The 13915-nt window shown below is 41.1% G+C and carries 14 protein-coding genes; 9 read left to right on the top strand and 5 right to left on the bottom strand.

Annotated features, from left to right (window positions below; genetic code table 11):
- The first annotated feature begins 244 nt into the window (after window positions 1-244).
- Entirely contained in the window at window positions 245-601 is a 357-nt protein-coding gene (locus tag EGT34_RS18015) for a four-helix bundle copper-binding protein (protein WP_001088962.1), read from the top strand.
- A gap of 592 nt (window positions 602-1193) precedes the next feature.
- On the opposite strand, the gene EGT34_RS18010 is transcribed toward EGT34_RS18015, so the two are convergent.
- The 3 genes from EGT34_RS18010 to EGT34_RS18000 form a co-directional block, all read right to left on the bottom strand.
- Window positions 1194-1601, bottom strand: coding sequence for a GFA family protein (locus tag EGT34_RS18010; RefSeq protein ID WP_000331911.1), 408 nt, complete (start codon window positions 1599-1601; stop codon window positions 1194-1196).
- A 27-nt stretch (window positions 1602-1628) separates the two neighbouring features.
- Window positions 1629-2030, bottom strand: a complete 402-nt coding sequence (gene cueR, locus EGT34_RS18005) for a Cu(I)-responsive transcriptional regulator (protein ID WP_001020650.1) — start codon at window positions 2028-2030, stop codon at window positions 1629-1631.
- A gap of 75 nt (window positions 2031-2105) precedes the next feature.
- Window positions 2106-4577, bottom strand: a complete 2472-nt coding sequence (locus EGT34_RS18000) for a heavy metal translocating P-type ATPase (protein ID WP_000377526.1) — start codon at window positions 4575-4577, stop codon at window positions 2106-2108.
- Window positions 4578-4743: 166 nt separating this feature from the next.
- Between EGT34_RS18000 and EGT34_RS17995 the strand changes: the two genes are divergently transcribed.
- On the top strand, window positions 4744-4944 hold the full coding sequence (locus EGT34_RS17995) for a heavy-metal-associated domain-containing protein (RefSeq protein ID WP_001985155.1): 201 nt from the start codon (window positions 4744-4746) through the stop codon (window positions 4942-4944).
- A gap of 57 nt (window positions 4945-5001) precedes the next feature.
- Here the strand turns inward: EGT34_RS17995 and mobR are convergent, their stop codons facing one another.
- Window positions 5002-6672: a phenol degradation transcriptional regulator MobR gene (gene mobR / locus EGT34_RS17990; protein WP_024437423.1), complete on the bottom strand. Its 1671-nt coding sequence runs from the start codon at window positions 6670-6672 to the stop codon at window positions 5002-5004.
- A gap of 369 nt (window positions 6673-7041) precedes the next feature.
- Between mobR and EGT34_RS17985 the strand changes: the two genes are divergently transcribed.
- The 7 genes from EGT34_RS17985 to EGT34_RS17955 all read left to right on the top strand — a co-directional run bounded on the left by EGT34_RS17985 (window position 7042) and on the right by EGT34_RS17955 (window position 12763).
- Complete coding sequence (locus EGT34_RS17985) at window positions 7042-7329, top strand: phenol hydroxylase subunit (protein WP_000193471.1); 288 nt, start codon at window positions 7042-7044, stop codon at window positions 7327-7329.
- 20 nt (window positions 7330-7349) lie between these two features.
- Window positions 7350-8348: an aromatic/alkene monooxygenase hydroxylase subunit beta gene (locus EGT34_RS17980; protein ID WP_000171368.1), complete on the top strand. Its 999-nt coding sequence runs from the start codon at window positions 7350-7352 to the stop codon at window positions 8346-8348.
- A gap of 11 nt (window positions 8349-8359) precedes the next feature.
- On the top strand, window positions 8360-8626 hold the full coding sequence (locus tag EGT34_RS17975; RefSeq protein ID WP_000049450.1) for an MmoB/DmpM family protein: 267 nt from the start codon (window positions 8360-8362) through the stop codon (window positions 8624-8626).
- A gap of 45 nt (window positions 8627-8671) precedes the next feature.
- The gene (locus EGT34_RS17970; protein WP_000211829.1) at window positions 8672-10198 is read left to right on the top strand and encodes an aromatic/alkene/methane monooxygenase hydroxylase/oxygenase subunit alpha; all 1527 of its coding nucleotides are present in this window, start codon (window positions 8672-8674) and stop codon (window positions 10196-10198) included.
- 59 nt (window positions 10199-10257) lie between these two features.
- Entirely contained in the window at window positions 10258-10620 is a 363-nt protein-coding gene (locus EGT34_RS17965; RefSeq protein WP_000218247.1) for a phenol hydroxylase subunit P4, read from the top strand.
- 14 nt (window positions 10621-10634) lie between these two features.
- Complete coding sequence (locus EGT34_RS17960) at window positions 10635-11696, top strand: NADH:ubiquinone reductase (Na(+)-transporting) subunit F (RefSeq protein ID WP_000122050.1); 1062 nt, start codon at window positions 10635-10637, stop codon at window positions 11694-11696.
- Window positions 11697-11881: 185 nt separating this feature from the next.
- Complete coding sequence (locus EGT34_RS17955; protein ID WP_001060339.1) at window positions 11882-12763, top strand: SphA family protein; 882 nt, start codon at window positions 11882-11884, stop codon at window positions 12761-12763.
- A 49-nt stretch (window positions 12764-12812) separates the two neighbouring features.
- Here EGT34_RS17955 and EGT34_RS17950 read toward each other — a convergent pair whose 3' ends face one another.
- Window positions 12813-13772, bottom strand: a complete 960-nt coding sequence (locus tag EGT34_RS17950) for a LysR family transcriptional regulator (RefSeq protein ID WP_000423281.1) — start codon at window positions 13770-13772, stop codon at window positions 12813-12815.
- Between the last annotated feature and the right edge of the window lie 143 nt (window positions 13773-13915).

Below are 13915 nucleotides of genomic sequence, written 5' to 3'. Positions count from 1 at the left end.
AAAAGTATTATATCCAAACAAATTTTATTTTTTGTTTTTAGGTATCTCTTCTTAAGGTTTTACTGTCTTTTTAGAATTTAGCTAACAAAGTACCTGTAACATTCTTATACGAGGTTAATCTCGTATTGAGCATTTGTAGATCTTTCATTTCAAAGTGCCCGATAGGAAAAATGTTTTTATAAAATGAAAAAAGATAACAATATTCGGTTTTTTAATAATAGCCTTTCAAAAGGAGAATATTAAAATGAATAGCTCACAAGAACCAAATCAATCTCTGTTTAATCAAGCATCTACTTCTATTCAAGCCTGCATTGAATGTATGTTTGCTTGTAAGCATTGTGCCTCTGCATGCCTACAAGAAGAGCATGTGCATATGATGCGTGAGTGTATCAAACACTGCTTAACCTGTGTAGAAACCTGTCAGTTATGCACATCTTTAGAACTAAGACATTCCGAGCTTGCTGAACAAGCCATGCAGCTATGTGCTAATGCATGTCAACTATGTGCAGCTGAGTGTAGTAAACACGAACATGAGCATTGTCAGGTTTGTGCAAAAGCATGTTTAGCGTGTGCTCAAGCTTGTCAGGCATATCGTGCTTAATTTTTAGACGTGTTTAGAAACCTACGGCCTATTACGTTCGTAGGTTTTTAAACTTTATAGAACAAAGAATTAAATTTTTAGATCAGCTGAGTCATTACTTTTTTTAGGCATAAAAAAAACCCGCATCTTGGGGAAAATGCAGGCTCTTAGATCTCCCACAACGACCATGAGTTCATTATTAAGCTTGAACTTTAAACCGTTAACTAAATGTACCCTTAATAAAAATAAATTGCAATACAGAATAGTCTGTATATTTGAAATATTTTATTATTTTTACATTACTTTTTCTTAAATAGTTGAGAAACATAAGCTATCCCACACTTAGAAATAACTTTTCATAGGCATTAAAAAAGCCCGTTTCACGGGCTTTTCTGCAACGTTGAGCACTCAAAAAATGTGTCTATCCATTTTTATTTGCTCTTTGCTAGCTGTTTATAAGGTCTTATCGTATCTTTTACCCTGTCCCAAGTTTCCCTGTGGATCGAGGAGATATTACGATTACCTTAAGTACATTTATAGCACATTATTTATTCATGGCTAGTGCTGTTCACGTTTTTTTACAAATGAATAAAATACTTCAAACCTTCATATTTCAAGGGTTTTCGACGCCATTTGGGTACTGGCGAGCCGTATCACAAATTGGATACCACTTCACTTGTGAATTGACAAATGCATGAGAGATGACTGGCGTCGATATTTCTTCATTAATGAGCCCTATCCTTAAACGCACCACATCAGGTTTATCTAAACGTTCACTCCAGACAGGTGAACCGCAGGTTTTACAGAACACTCTCTTTTTATTAGGCGATGCAAAATACGCTTGCAAAAGATTTTCACCCTGTACAATCTCTAAATCGCTTTTTTGTACTTGAGTGATAGCCGCAAAAGCAGCCCCTTGTGCTTTTTGACATTGTGTACAATGACAAACCATGATGGGTTCTAATTCGGCATTAATACGGAGTTGAATCCCATTACAAAGACAAGAAGCTGTATAAGCCATGATTTTCCTTTTTTATTTTTATAAGATTTAACTTACGCCTACACCTTTTTCAATGTGGTCTAAAATCGCACACGAAGCCTGTTGGTCACCACAGCAATCATCAGCTGAAGCCTGCAAAATATTAACCATTTCTTGTAGGTGGGCAATTTTTTGCTTTAATTCGGCAATGTGTTTGACGGTTAAGGCTTTCACCTCTGCACTATGCCGATCGGTATTTTTCCAAAGTGAAATAAGCTCTTTCATCTGTTCAGATGAAAAACCTAACTCTCGAGCATGTTTTAAAAAGTTTAAAGTTTTAAGGTCTGTTTCTGAATAAATACGATAGCCAGAAGCAGAACGTTGAGCTGCTTCAAGTAAACCGATTTCTTCATAGTAGCGAATCATTTTCGCTGAAATACCCGAATGTTTGGATGCCTGACCGATATTCATCTCACACCTCAAATACTAAATTTGGTTTAAGACCTGCTGTCATGATCTTAAACCAAAAGTTGATTTTCAGCACGCTTACTTTACTGGCGCATGAAAGCGTTTTAAGCGTAACGCATTGCCTAAAACAAAAACCGAAGAAAGTGCCATTGCACCTGCTGCAAACATAGGTGAAAGTAACACACCAAATGCTGGATATAGGGCACCTGCTGCAATTGGAATAAGTGCAACGTTATATACAAATGCCCAGAACAGATTTTGGCGTATGTTTCGCATAGTTGCTTTACTTAGCGCAATTGCGTTCGGTACGCCTTTTAAACTACCTGACATCAGCACCACATCGGCAGCTTCGATGGCCACATCTGTTCCTGTACCAATGGCTAAGCCCACGTCCGCTTGCGCCAAGGCTGGTGCGTCGTTAATGCCATCACCAACAAAAGCTAAGCGACCATATTGTTTTTGCAGTTGGCGGACTGTATCCACTTTGCCCTCGGGTAAAACCTCTGCCACAACTTCATCAATGTTCAGCTTTTTGGCAATTGCTTGCGCCGTATGACGGTTGTCTCCTGTAATCATGGCAACTTTGAGACCTAATTGATGCAAGGCTTCAATCGCAGCATAGGTTGTTTCTTTAATTGGGTCTGCCACGGCAATAATTGCTGCAAGTTGCTGGTCAATGGCAACATAGAGTGGTGTTTTGCCTTCTTCACCTAATTGAGCTGCAATCGCTGGGAATGAGTTGGTATCTAAACCAAGTTGGTGCATATAACGATCTGTGCCAATTTGTACTTTTTGGCCTGAAACTTCCGCTTCAATACCTGAACCTGTAATCGAGTTAAATGCTGTTACTGGTAATAAGTTTATGCCTTCACTTTCTGCTGCTTGAACAATAGCTAAAGCGATTGGATGTTCAGACTTGGCTTCGACAGAGGCAACTAAAGTCAGCACTTGCTTACGTTCAAAACCTGATTGCACATTAAAGTCTGTCAGTGTCGGTTTGCCTTCGGTGAGCGTACCCGTTTTATCAACTGCAACCACTTGTGCTTCTTGTAAAAGCTGCAAAGCTTCACCTTTACGGAACAAGACACCTAGCTCAGCACCACGTCCAGTACCGACCATGATAGAAGTTGGTGTTGCAAGCCCCATCGCACAAGGACAAGCAATAATCAGTACCGCAACAGCATTCACCAAGCCAAAAGTTAGCGCAGGCTCTGGTCCCCAAATAAACCAAACCAAGAAAGTAATTGCAGCAATTAGCATCACTACAGGCACAAACCCCATAGTGACTTTATCGACCAACCCCTGAATCGGAAGTTTAGAACCTTGGGCTTGTTCAACCATGCGAATAATTTGTGAAAGTACAGACGAAGAACCAACGGCGGTTGCCCGAATGTTTAGAGTACCGTTTTGATTGACCGTGCCTCCAACCACCTGCTGTCCCACTACTTTTTCAACAGGAACAGGCTCACCCGTAATCATAGATTCATCAATATAGCTGTGCCCTTCAACCACCTCACCATCGACTGGCACACGCTCACCCGGACGGATTTCTACAATAGTTCCACTGACCACTTCGGCAACTGCAACTTCCACTATTTGTCCATCGCGCTGAATGCGAGCAGTTTTTGGCTGCATTCCTACCAAATGTTGAATCGCTTGCGAAGTACGTCCTTTAGCTTTTGCTTCAAAATAACGTCCGAGTAAAATTAAACTGACAATTACAGCAGCCGCTTCAAAGTAAACATTGACCGTGCCTTGTGGTAAAACCTGCGGCATAAAGGTTGCCACGACTGAGAAACTGTAGGCAGCTAAAGTTCCAACAGCGACCAACGAGTTCATATCGGGTGCCAAACGCCATAAGGCTGGAATTCCTTTTTGGTAAAAACGGCGACCAGGAAAAACGAGTACTAAGGTGGTCAAAACAAACTGTAAAAGCCAGCTATTGTATTGACCAATTGTGTGCATGACCCACATGTGAAAAGCTGGAACGAGATGTGAACCCATTTCCAAAATAAACACAGGTAAGGCCAACACAATCGAAATGATCAAATCTTTTTTAAGCTGATCTAACTCTGAAGCTTTTTTATCGAGTTGCTCATCTTGTTTTTTTTCAGCTGCTTTCGCGTCATAACCTGCTTTTTTAACAGCACGAATTAAGTCTTCAACATTGACTGATGCATCTGCTTGTACCCAAGCCTGCTCTGTTGCTAAGTTGACAGTTGCCTCTTGAACACCGTCTACTTTTTTGAGGGCTTTTTCAACACGTGCAACACAAGATGCACAGGTCATGCCCTCAATAGATAACTCCACTGGTGCAGCTTTTGGAACATCATAACCTGCTCGTTCAACTGCTTTAACCAGTGCTTCACGCTGAATCGGTTGATTTGAATAAACAACGGCTTTTTCTGTTGCCAAATTAACGTTGGCAATCTCTACATTTTCAACTTTCTTAAGTGCTTTTTCGACACGACCTACACACGAGGCACAGGTCATGCCTTCGATTGGAAGTGTTTCACTATATGCTGGCAATTTTGTGTTTTTTGAGTCCATCAAACACCTCTGCAAATCTGCAAAATTTAATATTCTGTATTGAGCATACAGATTCCCATCATGGGAAGGTCAAGCATATTTTTTTAAAAAATTGGTCTTGACCTTACAATCATGACAAGGTTTAGACTCAGTGTTATCCAAACAAACATCTCATTCTTGATGGAGTATGAACATGAAACTACTTATTGAAAATATGACTTGTGGCGGCTGTGCACGTGGTGTAACAGCAACGATTCAAGATGTAGACCCAAATGCAAAAGTAGATGTAGACTTAGCAACCAAAATCGTGACTGTTGAAAGCAGTGAAAGCGTCGATAAAATTACTGAAGCACTTGAAGAAGATGGTTTCCCAGCGAAAGTGCAATAATGAATAAGGCCTAACATTTAAAGTTAGGCCTTTATTTTTGAGCGTGTTGATATTGACTCAAAGCTGAAATTTTTTAATTCGATAATCTAATGCTGCCCGAGATATTCCCAATAAACGTGCCGCTTCAGACACATTATGATTGGCTTTTTTTAAGGCTGTTAAAATCAACTGCCTCTCATGTTCTTCTAAATTAAACTCTGCCTGCAACAATTGCTCAAAGTCAGTTTCACTAGCTATAGCCTGCTCTGGGTCGTGCTTGATCTGTGGAAAAATGGCATTTAACTTAATCAGCTGCTGATCATCCGTTAGTAAAACCGCCCTTTCTAATAAGTTTTCCAACTCACGAATATTGCCCGGCCATTCATATTGCTGCATAAAAACTTTGGTCTTTTCACTTACACCCTGAATGGTTTTACCGTACATTTTTTCAAAGCGATGAAGAAAGTGTTCAACTAGTAAAGGGATGTCTTCACGGCGCTCCCGCAAAGGCGGAATCTGAACTGGAAAAATATTTAAGCGATAATACAAATCTGCCCGAAATCGTCCTGTTTTCACCGCTTGCTCAAGATCTTCATTGGTTGCTGTAATTACACGAACATCTAAAATACGAGTTTGTGAGTCTCCTACTCGCTCAAATTCACCTTCTTGCAAAATGCGTAATAGTGCTGCTTGTGCACGAGGCGAAAGCTCAATCACTTCATCTAAAAAAATCGTACCGCCATTGGCTCGTTCAAACTTACCCAAGCGAGACTGATGTGCCCCCGTATAGGCACCCTTTTCTACTCCGAATAACTCAGACTCAATTAACTCTGGTGGAATCGCTGCACAGTTTACCGCAATAAAAGGTTGGTCTTTTCTTTGGCTATTTTCATGAACTCCTCGTGCAAAAGCTTCTTTACCAACGCCGGTTTCGCCTTGTAGCAAAATAGAAACTTTCGAACCTGCTGCTTTGGTTAATAATGCACAGACCTGTTTATAAGAGGCTGATTTACCCACAGAACTAAATAATTGGTAATCGGCTTCGCTGTCGCTATAAATTGATTTCTTTAATTCAAACAGTTCAGCCTGCAACGCAATCAGTTCTTTTTCCATAGGTTCGGGTGACATGAACTGAATCAGCTCATCAGCATTTTCCCACTCTTCTAAAGGCTTACCAATAATACGGCAATGCTCATCGCCGCAAGCTTTACATTCTATTTCTTGATAAATAATGGTCATGCCCGTCGCAAAACTACTGTAGCCGCATGCATAACCCAGAAGCATCCAGCACGCAGGTTCATCACTTGGGCCAAAGTGCTCTAAATGCACATCAGCTTCAAAGGAATTGAGCCAATTTAAATCAGCATAAAACTGTTTTTTGTCGTGGCTTAAATTGAGCTGGTTGGCCTGTACTTGCACCATTCCACGAATCGCATGCATTTGTGGGCCCGCCATAAAAGCATCGTGTTCATTTAAATCGGGACGCATTTTTGTTGTAACTTCTGCATCCTTTAATCCAGCTTGATACCCTAATCGAATAAAGAAACGCTTGGTTCGCTCAAGTCCAATCATGTGCGCTAAATCTTTACGCAAATATCCCATAATGCTGGTGTGTAAAAGTAGCATCCGATATTCATCAAACCAGATTTGGCCGTGGGCAGTATCAAAGTGCAATTTAGACAGCAAATCGTGAATTTCTTGCGGATGATCTGCGTATCGTCCCGTTGTATCGTATTTTACTCGAGCCATGAATGATCTGTTTTAATCCATTAAACACATTTGGGTGTTATCTCATCTTATCGAAGAACACGATACATGTCCTAGTGCCTTAAAGACATAACTTCATACTAAAAAAGTATTTCTAAATCTCTCCCATTTAAAGCCTCAAACAAGCTAAAAAAAAATTTTACAACCCTATTCATCAAATCATGAATATCTCTATTTCACCATTCAAAAAATTTCATGAAATAGTGAATTTAAAAAACGCCGCACTTTTCATATAAATCTTAATTAATTGTTTTTAATAATAAAAATAAAGTTGGCATAGCTTTTGTAAAGCTAATAGCGCGAGCAAGGAGCATTCATCAATTTCAAGACTATGTCTTGATGGAGTACAGCATGACGCAACCTCAAGTCGAAGCATTAACCAAATATATTCGGGTCACTGGCGACTTAAACGCAGAGTTTATCGAATTCGATTTTGCCATTCACGACCCAAGTCTATTTGTGGAACTGGTTTTGCCTAAACATGCATTTAATGATTTTTGTAAGACCAATCAAGTGGTTGAAATGACCCAAGAGCAGCAAGCTTTTAATGATGCTCAGGAAGAAAAATGGCGCTATGGCACTGAAGCCACCTTAGTCGGCACGCAACGTAATAGCAACGATCACGATGATCAGATGTAAAAATATAAGGAGATAAAGCCATGACTTTAGAAATCAAAACGTCAAATGTCGAACCTATCCGCCAGAACTATGCCTATATCGAAAGACGATTTGGTAGTAAGCCAGCAACTCGATATCAAGAAGTAAGTTTTGATGTACAGGCAGAAACTAACTTTCACTATCGTCCTTTGTGGAAACCTGAAAAGACTTTAAATGACAAAACCCATACTGCCCTGCAAATGCAAGATTGGTATGCATTTAAAGATCCACGTCAATTCTATTATGGAACTTATGTTCAGCACCGTGCGCGGTTACAAGACACCGCCGAAAGTAATTTTGCTTTTTTTGAAAAACGTCAGCTTGCAGAACATTTGTCTGATGAAGTCAAAGCTAAGATCATTGAGTACCTATTGCCATTTCGCCACGTTGAACAAACTGCAAACTTACACATGATGTCTGGTAGTGCCTATGGATATGGCACCGTGCTTACCCAAGCTTGTATTTATGCCGCGATGGATCATTTAGGAATTGCGCAGTACATCTCAAGGATTGGCTTAGCTTTAGATGGTAATAGCGGCGACTCACTACAGCAGGCAAAACAGGCTTGGATGCAACATCCAGCATGGCAAGGCTTACGCCGTCTGTGTGAAGAAAGCCTCACTGAGCAAGACTACTTCAAACTTTTCTTATTACAAAACCTTGTGATTGACGGCTTTGTGACAGAGCTTGTTTATCAACAGTTTGATCAGTGGTTAGTCACTCAAAATGCGCGCGACTTAGCCATGCTGACTGAGTTTATGAAAGACACTTTAGGTGATTTACGTAAGTGGTCAGACACCGTCATTAAAACTGCCGCAGCAGAATCCGATCATAACAAACAGCTATTAAATGAATGGTTCACTGAGTCTCTAGCTCAAGTGAAAGCAGCCTTTACACCTTGGGCAACAGCAGCCTTAACAGTAGAGGCAGTTGATCAAGCAGAACAAGCCGTTATTGAACGTGCAAAAAAACTCGGCCTACAGCCACTTACAAATGCTTAAGGAGAAGCAACATGTCTAAAGTCTATCTCGCATTACAAGACAACGATACTTCACGCTATATCCTCGAAGCGATTGAAGAAGATAACCCTGAAGCTTCAATTCAGTATTTACCCGCCATGATCCGAATTGAAAGTGAAACTGATTTGGTGATTAAAGCCGAAACCGTATCTGAAAAACTAGGCCAAGATTGGGACATCCAATCGTTACAACTCAACATGATTACGCTGGGCGGCAACGTCGAAGAAGATGACGATACTTTCCGCCTTCACTGGAATTAATCACAACATAGATGTTGTTTAACAAAGATTTAAGGATGATCAATCATGACAACTCAAACGAAAGAAACCAGCAAAAAGTTAAATGCTAAAGATCGTTATCGTGCATTAACCCGTGATCTGGACTGGGACTTTTCCTATGCTGATCGTAAAGACGCCTTCCCTTATGAAGAGTTTGAAGGCATCAAAATTACTGACTGGTCTAAATGGGAAGATCCATTCCGTTTAACCATGGATGCTTACTGGAAATATCAGGCAGAAAAAGAGAAAAAACTATATGCCATTTTTGATGCCTTTGCTCAAAACAACGGTCAGATGAATGTCAGCAATGAACGCTACTTAAATGCAATCAAACTCTTTTTAACAGCGGTGACCCCACTTGAATATCAGGCTTATCAAGGCTATGCCCATGTAGGCCGCCAGTTTAGTGGAATTGGAGCACGTATTGCTTCTCAGATGCAGTCGATTGATGAGCTGCGTCATGTACAGACTCAAATTCATGCCATGAGTCATTACAACAAGTTCTTTGATGGTTTTCAGGACTGGGCGCATATGCATGACCGCGTTTGGTATTTGTCTGTGCCTAAATCATTTTTTGAAGATGCCCGTTCTGCTGGTCCTTTCGAGTTTTTATTAGCCATTAGCTTTGCTTTTGAATATGTACTTACCAATTTGCTATTTGTTCCGTTTATGTCTGGAGCAGCTTATAACGGCGATATGGCAACCGTGACCTTTGGTTTTAGTGCGCAGTCAGATGAAGCGCGCCACATGACACTTGGTCTGGAAATCGTAAAATTCTTACTCGAACAGCATGAAGACAACGTACCGATTGTGCAGGAATGGATTGATAAATGGTTCTGGCGTGGGACGCGTTTGCTTTCAATTGTAGGCATGATGATGGATTACATGCTGCCAAATAAAGTAATGTCTTGGAAAGAAGCATGGGAAGTTTATTTTGAACAGGCAGGCGGTGCGCTATTTAAAGATTTAAGCCGTTATGGCATTCGCATGCCGAAATATAGCGATGTCATTGTGAAAGAAAAAGAGCATGTCTCACATCAGGCATGGTGGATTTTCTATAACTTTGGTCATGCTGCTGGTTTCCATACATGGATTCCAACCGACGAAGAAATGGATTGGCTATCTGCTAAATATCCAGACACTTTCGATAAATACTACCGTCCAAAATGGGAATTGGCTCGCAAAATGGAAGCTGAAGGTAAACGCTTCTATAGCGCAGGTTTACCACAGCTTTGTCAGGTTTGTCAGATTCCAATGACCTTTACTGAAATGGGCGATGACCCGACTCAGTTTAGTTATCGCCATAGCATCTACCAAGGCGAACGCTACCACACCTGCTCAGATGGCTGTCATGACATTTTCGAGCGCGAGCCTGAGAAATATATACAAGCATGGCTACCTGTAAATCAAATTTTGCAAGGTAACTGTGGTAGCGGTGACCTCGAAACCATGCTCAGCGATTATTACCGTATGAATGTTGGTGCTGACAATCTAGATATTGAAGGTTCACCAGACCAACAGCGATGGAAAAAATGGAAAGGCAACGCAGCTTAAGCACAAGGAATTGTTCAGGCAGTCATCAAGCTGCCTGATAGGAAATAAGGAGATTGAACATGACTGTTCGCGCGATACACAACAATTATCAATTTGAGCCACTTGATCTACAAAAAAATTATGGCGATCAATTCTTACTTTACGTGGGTTGGGATCATCACACCCTTTTTTGCTCGGCACATGCCATGCTTGCCTCGCCTCAACAAACTCTTGGACAATTGATTGAGCAACAAATTACTGGTGGTTTTGCCCAGCATCCAGATTTTGCCAAAATTGATTGGTCAAAAGTGCAATACACCTTAGATGGTCAAATAATTAGCCCAGAGAGTACACAAAGCTTGGCAGAGCTTGGTTTTGGTCATAAGTCATTACTTCGTTTCGTTACGCCAGAATTAAATGGCTATAACGACAGTTACGTTTAATTCGGAGGTGTGTCATGAGTTATCAAGTCACCATTGAACCGATCGGAACAACGATTGAAGTAGAAGAAGACCAGACCATTTTAGATGCAGCTTTACGCCAAGGTGTTTGGTTACCCTTTGCCTGTGGTCATGGCACTTGCGGGACATGCAAGGTTCAAGTCACCGATGGTTTTTATGATGTCGGTGAAGCTTCTCCCTTTGCGCTCATGGATATTGAACGTGATGAAAATAAGGTGCTTGCCTGCTGCTGCAAACCACAGTCCGACATGGTCATTGAAGCCGATGTCGATGAAGACCCAGATTTCTTAGGTCATTTGGTTCAAGACTATCAAGCGACCGTCATTGAAATAAAAGACTTGTCCCCGACCATTAAGGGTATTCGTCTACAACTAGATCGTTCAATCGAATTCCAAGCTGGCCAATATATCAATGTCCAATTTCCAAACATTGAAGGAACTCGTGCATTTTCAATTGCCAACTCACCAAGTGAAGTCGGCATCGTTGAGCTGCATATTCGTAAAGTTGAAGGCGGTGCAGCAACGACTTATGTGCATGAACAACTTACCACAGGTGATCAGCTCGATATTTCAGGCCCTTATGGTCAATTTTTTGTACGCAAGTCAGATGATCAAAATGCCATTTTCATTGCGGGTGGTTCAGGTCTTTCAAGCCCACAATCGATGATTTTAGATTTGCTTGAGTCTGGAGATAGTCGCACGATTTACCTCTTCCAAGGAGCACGAGACTTGGCAGAGCTATACAACCGAGAATTGTTTGAACAGCTCGTAAAAGACTATCCGAACTTCCGCTATATCCCTGCTCTCAATGCACCAAAACCAGAAGACCAATGGACTGGATTTACCGGATTTGTGCATGAGGCTGTTGCCGATTACTTTGAAAATCGATGTGGTGGACACAAAGCGTATTTGTGTGGCCCACCCATCATGATCGACTCGGCAATTTCAACACTCATGCAAAGTCGCTTATTCGAACGGGACATTCACACTGAACGCTTCTTAAGTGCAGCCGATGGTGCTGCCGGACAATCGCGTTCAGCTTTATTCAAACATATTTAAAGATAAACCTTTAAGCACTCGGCTTTTTCAAATGAGCTTTGTATTTGTAATTTAGAAAGCAAATACAAGGCTCACAAGAGTTCTGCATTCCAAATTTACAGGTTAAACAGACTCAAATTTTTAAAGACCGTTAAGGAATAACGTTTTTTTAGTGACAAGCCAAACAACACAGAATAGGACATTCTATGAATAACAAAATCTCTGCAATCATATGTGGTGTAATCAGCTCCCTTTACCTTCCGTCTGCATTTGCGACAGAAAATGGCTCAGACTCTTTTGCTTTAGGTGCCGAAGGTATGATAGCAGGTGCTCTACCACCTGCTGGCGTCTACTTACTCAGTTATTATCAAAATTACCACGCATCAGAGTTTCAAAATGGTCCCAATCAGTTCCATGTTGATGTCAACGCTGTGGTTCCGCGGTTGGTTTGGATGACCGATCAAAAAATTATGGATGGACAACTCGGTTTTTATGCAGCCCAACCATTGGTTTATCAAAGGCTTAAAATAAATGGAATGGCTGACTCAAACCAAGGTCTCGGAGACTTGATTTTGGGTGGCATGCTCGGCTGGCATCAAGGAAATCATCACTGGATTGCAGCCCTAGAAACTGTGCTCGGGACAGGTGAATATGACACTCCAAGTGCGACACATCCAGTTGAAGCCAATCTCGGGAAAAACTATCACACCATTCGACCAATTATTGCCTATAGTTATGCCAACGCGGCAGGTTTAGATCTATCTACTAAATTGTCTTATAGCTGGAATACGCGTAATGACGCGACCGACTACCAGTCTGGACAATACATTGCGGGTGACTATAGCTTGGGTTATCGCATTAACCCAAAACTCAAAGTTGCAGTTGAAGGCTATGCCTTTAAACAAACCACAGATGACAAAGTAAACGGAAGTGACATTGGGTTTAAAGGACAGGCTTTTGCAATTGGGCCAGGCATTCAATATGCCGATAAGAATTGGTCTATTGAAGCCAAATTTCTAAAAGAAACCGAAGTCGAATATCGCCCCGAAGGCCATACCAGCTGGCTAAAATTAATTTGGGCTTTCTAAAACACATCAATGCATAGCTTCAACCTTTGAGGCTATGCACCTCCCTTATTTAAGAGTCGATACCATTTGAATCATCTATCGGGTTCTGGTCAAGTGTAAAAACAGTTCGCTGATAAGGTATCCCTTCCAAGTCATAAACCTGATAAATACAATCGAACAATGATTGTAAGTCTTCACTTCGGTCCATTGCCCGTGCAGTAATAAAAATTGGGCTGACCGCGCCGTTATCTAAAATCGGAATATAGTTTAAGTGTGGAAATCGAATGGTATCAGCACTTGCTGGAATAATGCAGATCCCTTCCCCCGCTGCGACTAAGCCCAAAGCCAATTGAATTTCCCGTATCTCATGCATATTTTTGGGAACCAAACTATGTTCGGCAAAAATATTTAAAAGCTGGGTCGAAAAATTGGGTTTCGGTGAAGTGGGATACATAAACATCTTTTCATCAATCAAATCGGCCAGATATACCCCTTCTGTGCGCTGTGCAATTGGATGACTGGTATGCGCGGCAACGACCAAACGCTCTTTACGTAAAAGAATTCGTCTCACGGCAGGATCACTAATTCTTAAACGTCCAAACCCGACATCAATACGGCCTTCTTTTAATGCCTGCAACTGTTCGGTTGTACTTAATTCCATGAGCTGAATATTCAGATGAGGCTGCTGCTGACGAAATAAATAAATGATTCGAGGCAGCAACCCATAAAGTAAAGACCCGACAAAACCAATGGTCATGCTTCTTTCGATGAGACCAATACGCTTGGTCATACTTTTTATTTCTTCAGCATTCGACAAAAGTTTAACAGCGTGCTGATAAAAGAAATGCCCTGCTGGTGTGGTCTGTAAAGGACGGCTTCCTCGTTCAAAGAGTTGAATTCCAAGCTCACTTTCCAAATTTTGGATTTGCCGACTCAAAGGCGGTTGAGCAATAAATAGTTTTTCGGCTGCCTTGGTGAAGCTCTGTTCTTCTACAACAGCCACAAAATACCGTAAATGTCTTAGTTCCATCAGGTTTCCATACCTTTAAGATATATTAAAATGCAAATTCAGTCTTAGACACAGTTTAACCATTCTTTTAAGGTATATACAAGCAATAACCCGATGAAGTTATAGATCACTTGTATAGCACCGATTGAAATCATACTGGCCAA

This window comes from Acinetobacter sp. FDAARGOS_558 (genome assembly GCF_003937785.1).
In the GTDB taxonomy this organism is placed as follows: domain Bacteria; phylum Pseudomonadota; class Gammaproteobacteria; order Pseudomonadales; family Moraxellaceae; genus Acinetobacter; species Acinetobacter baumannii.
The sequence above is the reverse complement of the archived record's forward strand: the minus strand, read 5'-3'. Positions and strand labels throughout refer to the sequence as shown.

Coding starts and splice junctions, on each gene's coding strand:
- EGT34_RS17950 (WP_000423281.1), bottom strand. CDS start 13,772: ATGGAACTAAGACATTTACGGTATTTTGTGGCTGTTGTAGAAGAACAG.
- EGT34_RS17965 (WP_000218247.1), top strand. CDS start 10,258: ATGACTGTTCGCGCGATACACAACAATTATCAATTTGAGCCACTTGAT.
- EGT34_RS17975 (WP_000049450.1), top strand. CDS start 8,360: ATGTCTAAAGTCTATCTCGCATTACAAGACAACGATACTTCACGCTAT.
- EGT34_RS17980 (WP_000171368.1), top strand. CDS start 7,350: ATGACTTTAGAAATCAAAACGTCAAATGTCGAACCTATCCGCCAGAAC.
- EGT34_RS17995 (WP_001985155.1), top strand. CDS start 4,744: ATGAACATGAAACTACTTATTGAAAATATGACTTGTGGCGGCTGTGCA.
- EGT34_RS17970 (WP_000211829.1), top strand. CDS start 8,672: ATGACAACTCAAACGAAAGAAACCAGCAAAAAGTTAAATGCTAAAGAT.
- mobR (WP_024437423.1), bottom strand. CDS start 6,672: ATGGCTCGAGTAAAATACGATACAACGGGACGATACGCAGATCATCCG.
- EGT34_RS17955 (WP_001060339.1), top strand. CDS start 11,882: ATGAATAACAAAATCTCTGCAATCATATGTGGTGTAATCAGCTCCCTT.
- EGT34_RS17985 (WP_000193471.1), top strand. CDS start 7,042: ATGACGCAACCTCAAGTCGAAGCATTAACCAAATATATTCGGGTCACT.
- EGT34_RS18000 (WP_000377526.1), bottom strand. CDS start 4,577: ATGGACTCAAAAAACACAAAATTGCCAGCATATAGTGAAACACTTCCA.
- EGT34_RS17960 (WP_000122050.1), top strand. CDS start 10,635: ATGAGTTATCAAGTCACCATTGAACCGATCGGAACAACGATTGAAGTA.
- EGT34_RS18010 (WP_000331911.1), bottom strand. CDS start 1,601: ATGGCTTATACAGCTTCTTGTCTTTGTAATGGGATTCAACTCCGTATT.
- EGT34_RS18015 (WP_001088962.1), top strand. CDS start 245: ATGAATAGCTCACAAGAACCAAATCAATCTCTGTTTAATCAAGCATCT.
- cueR (WP_001020650.1), bottom strand. CDS start 2,030: ATGAATATCGGTCAGGCATCCAAACATTCGGGTATTTCAGCGAAAATG.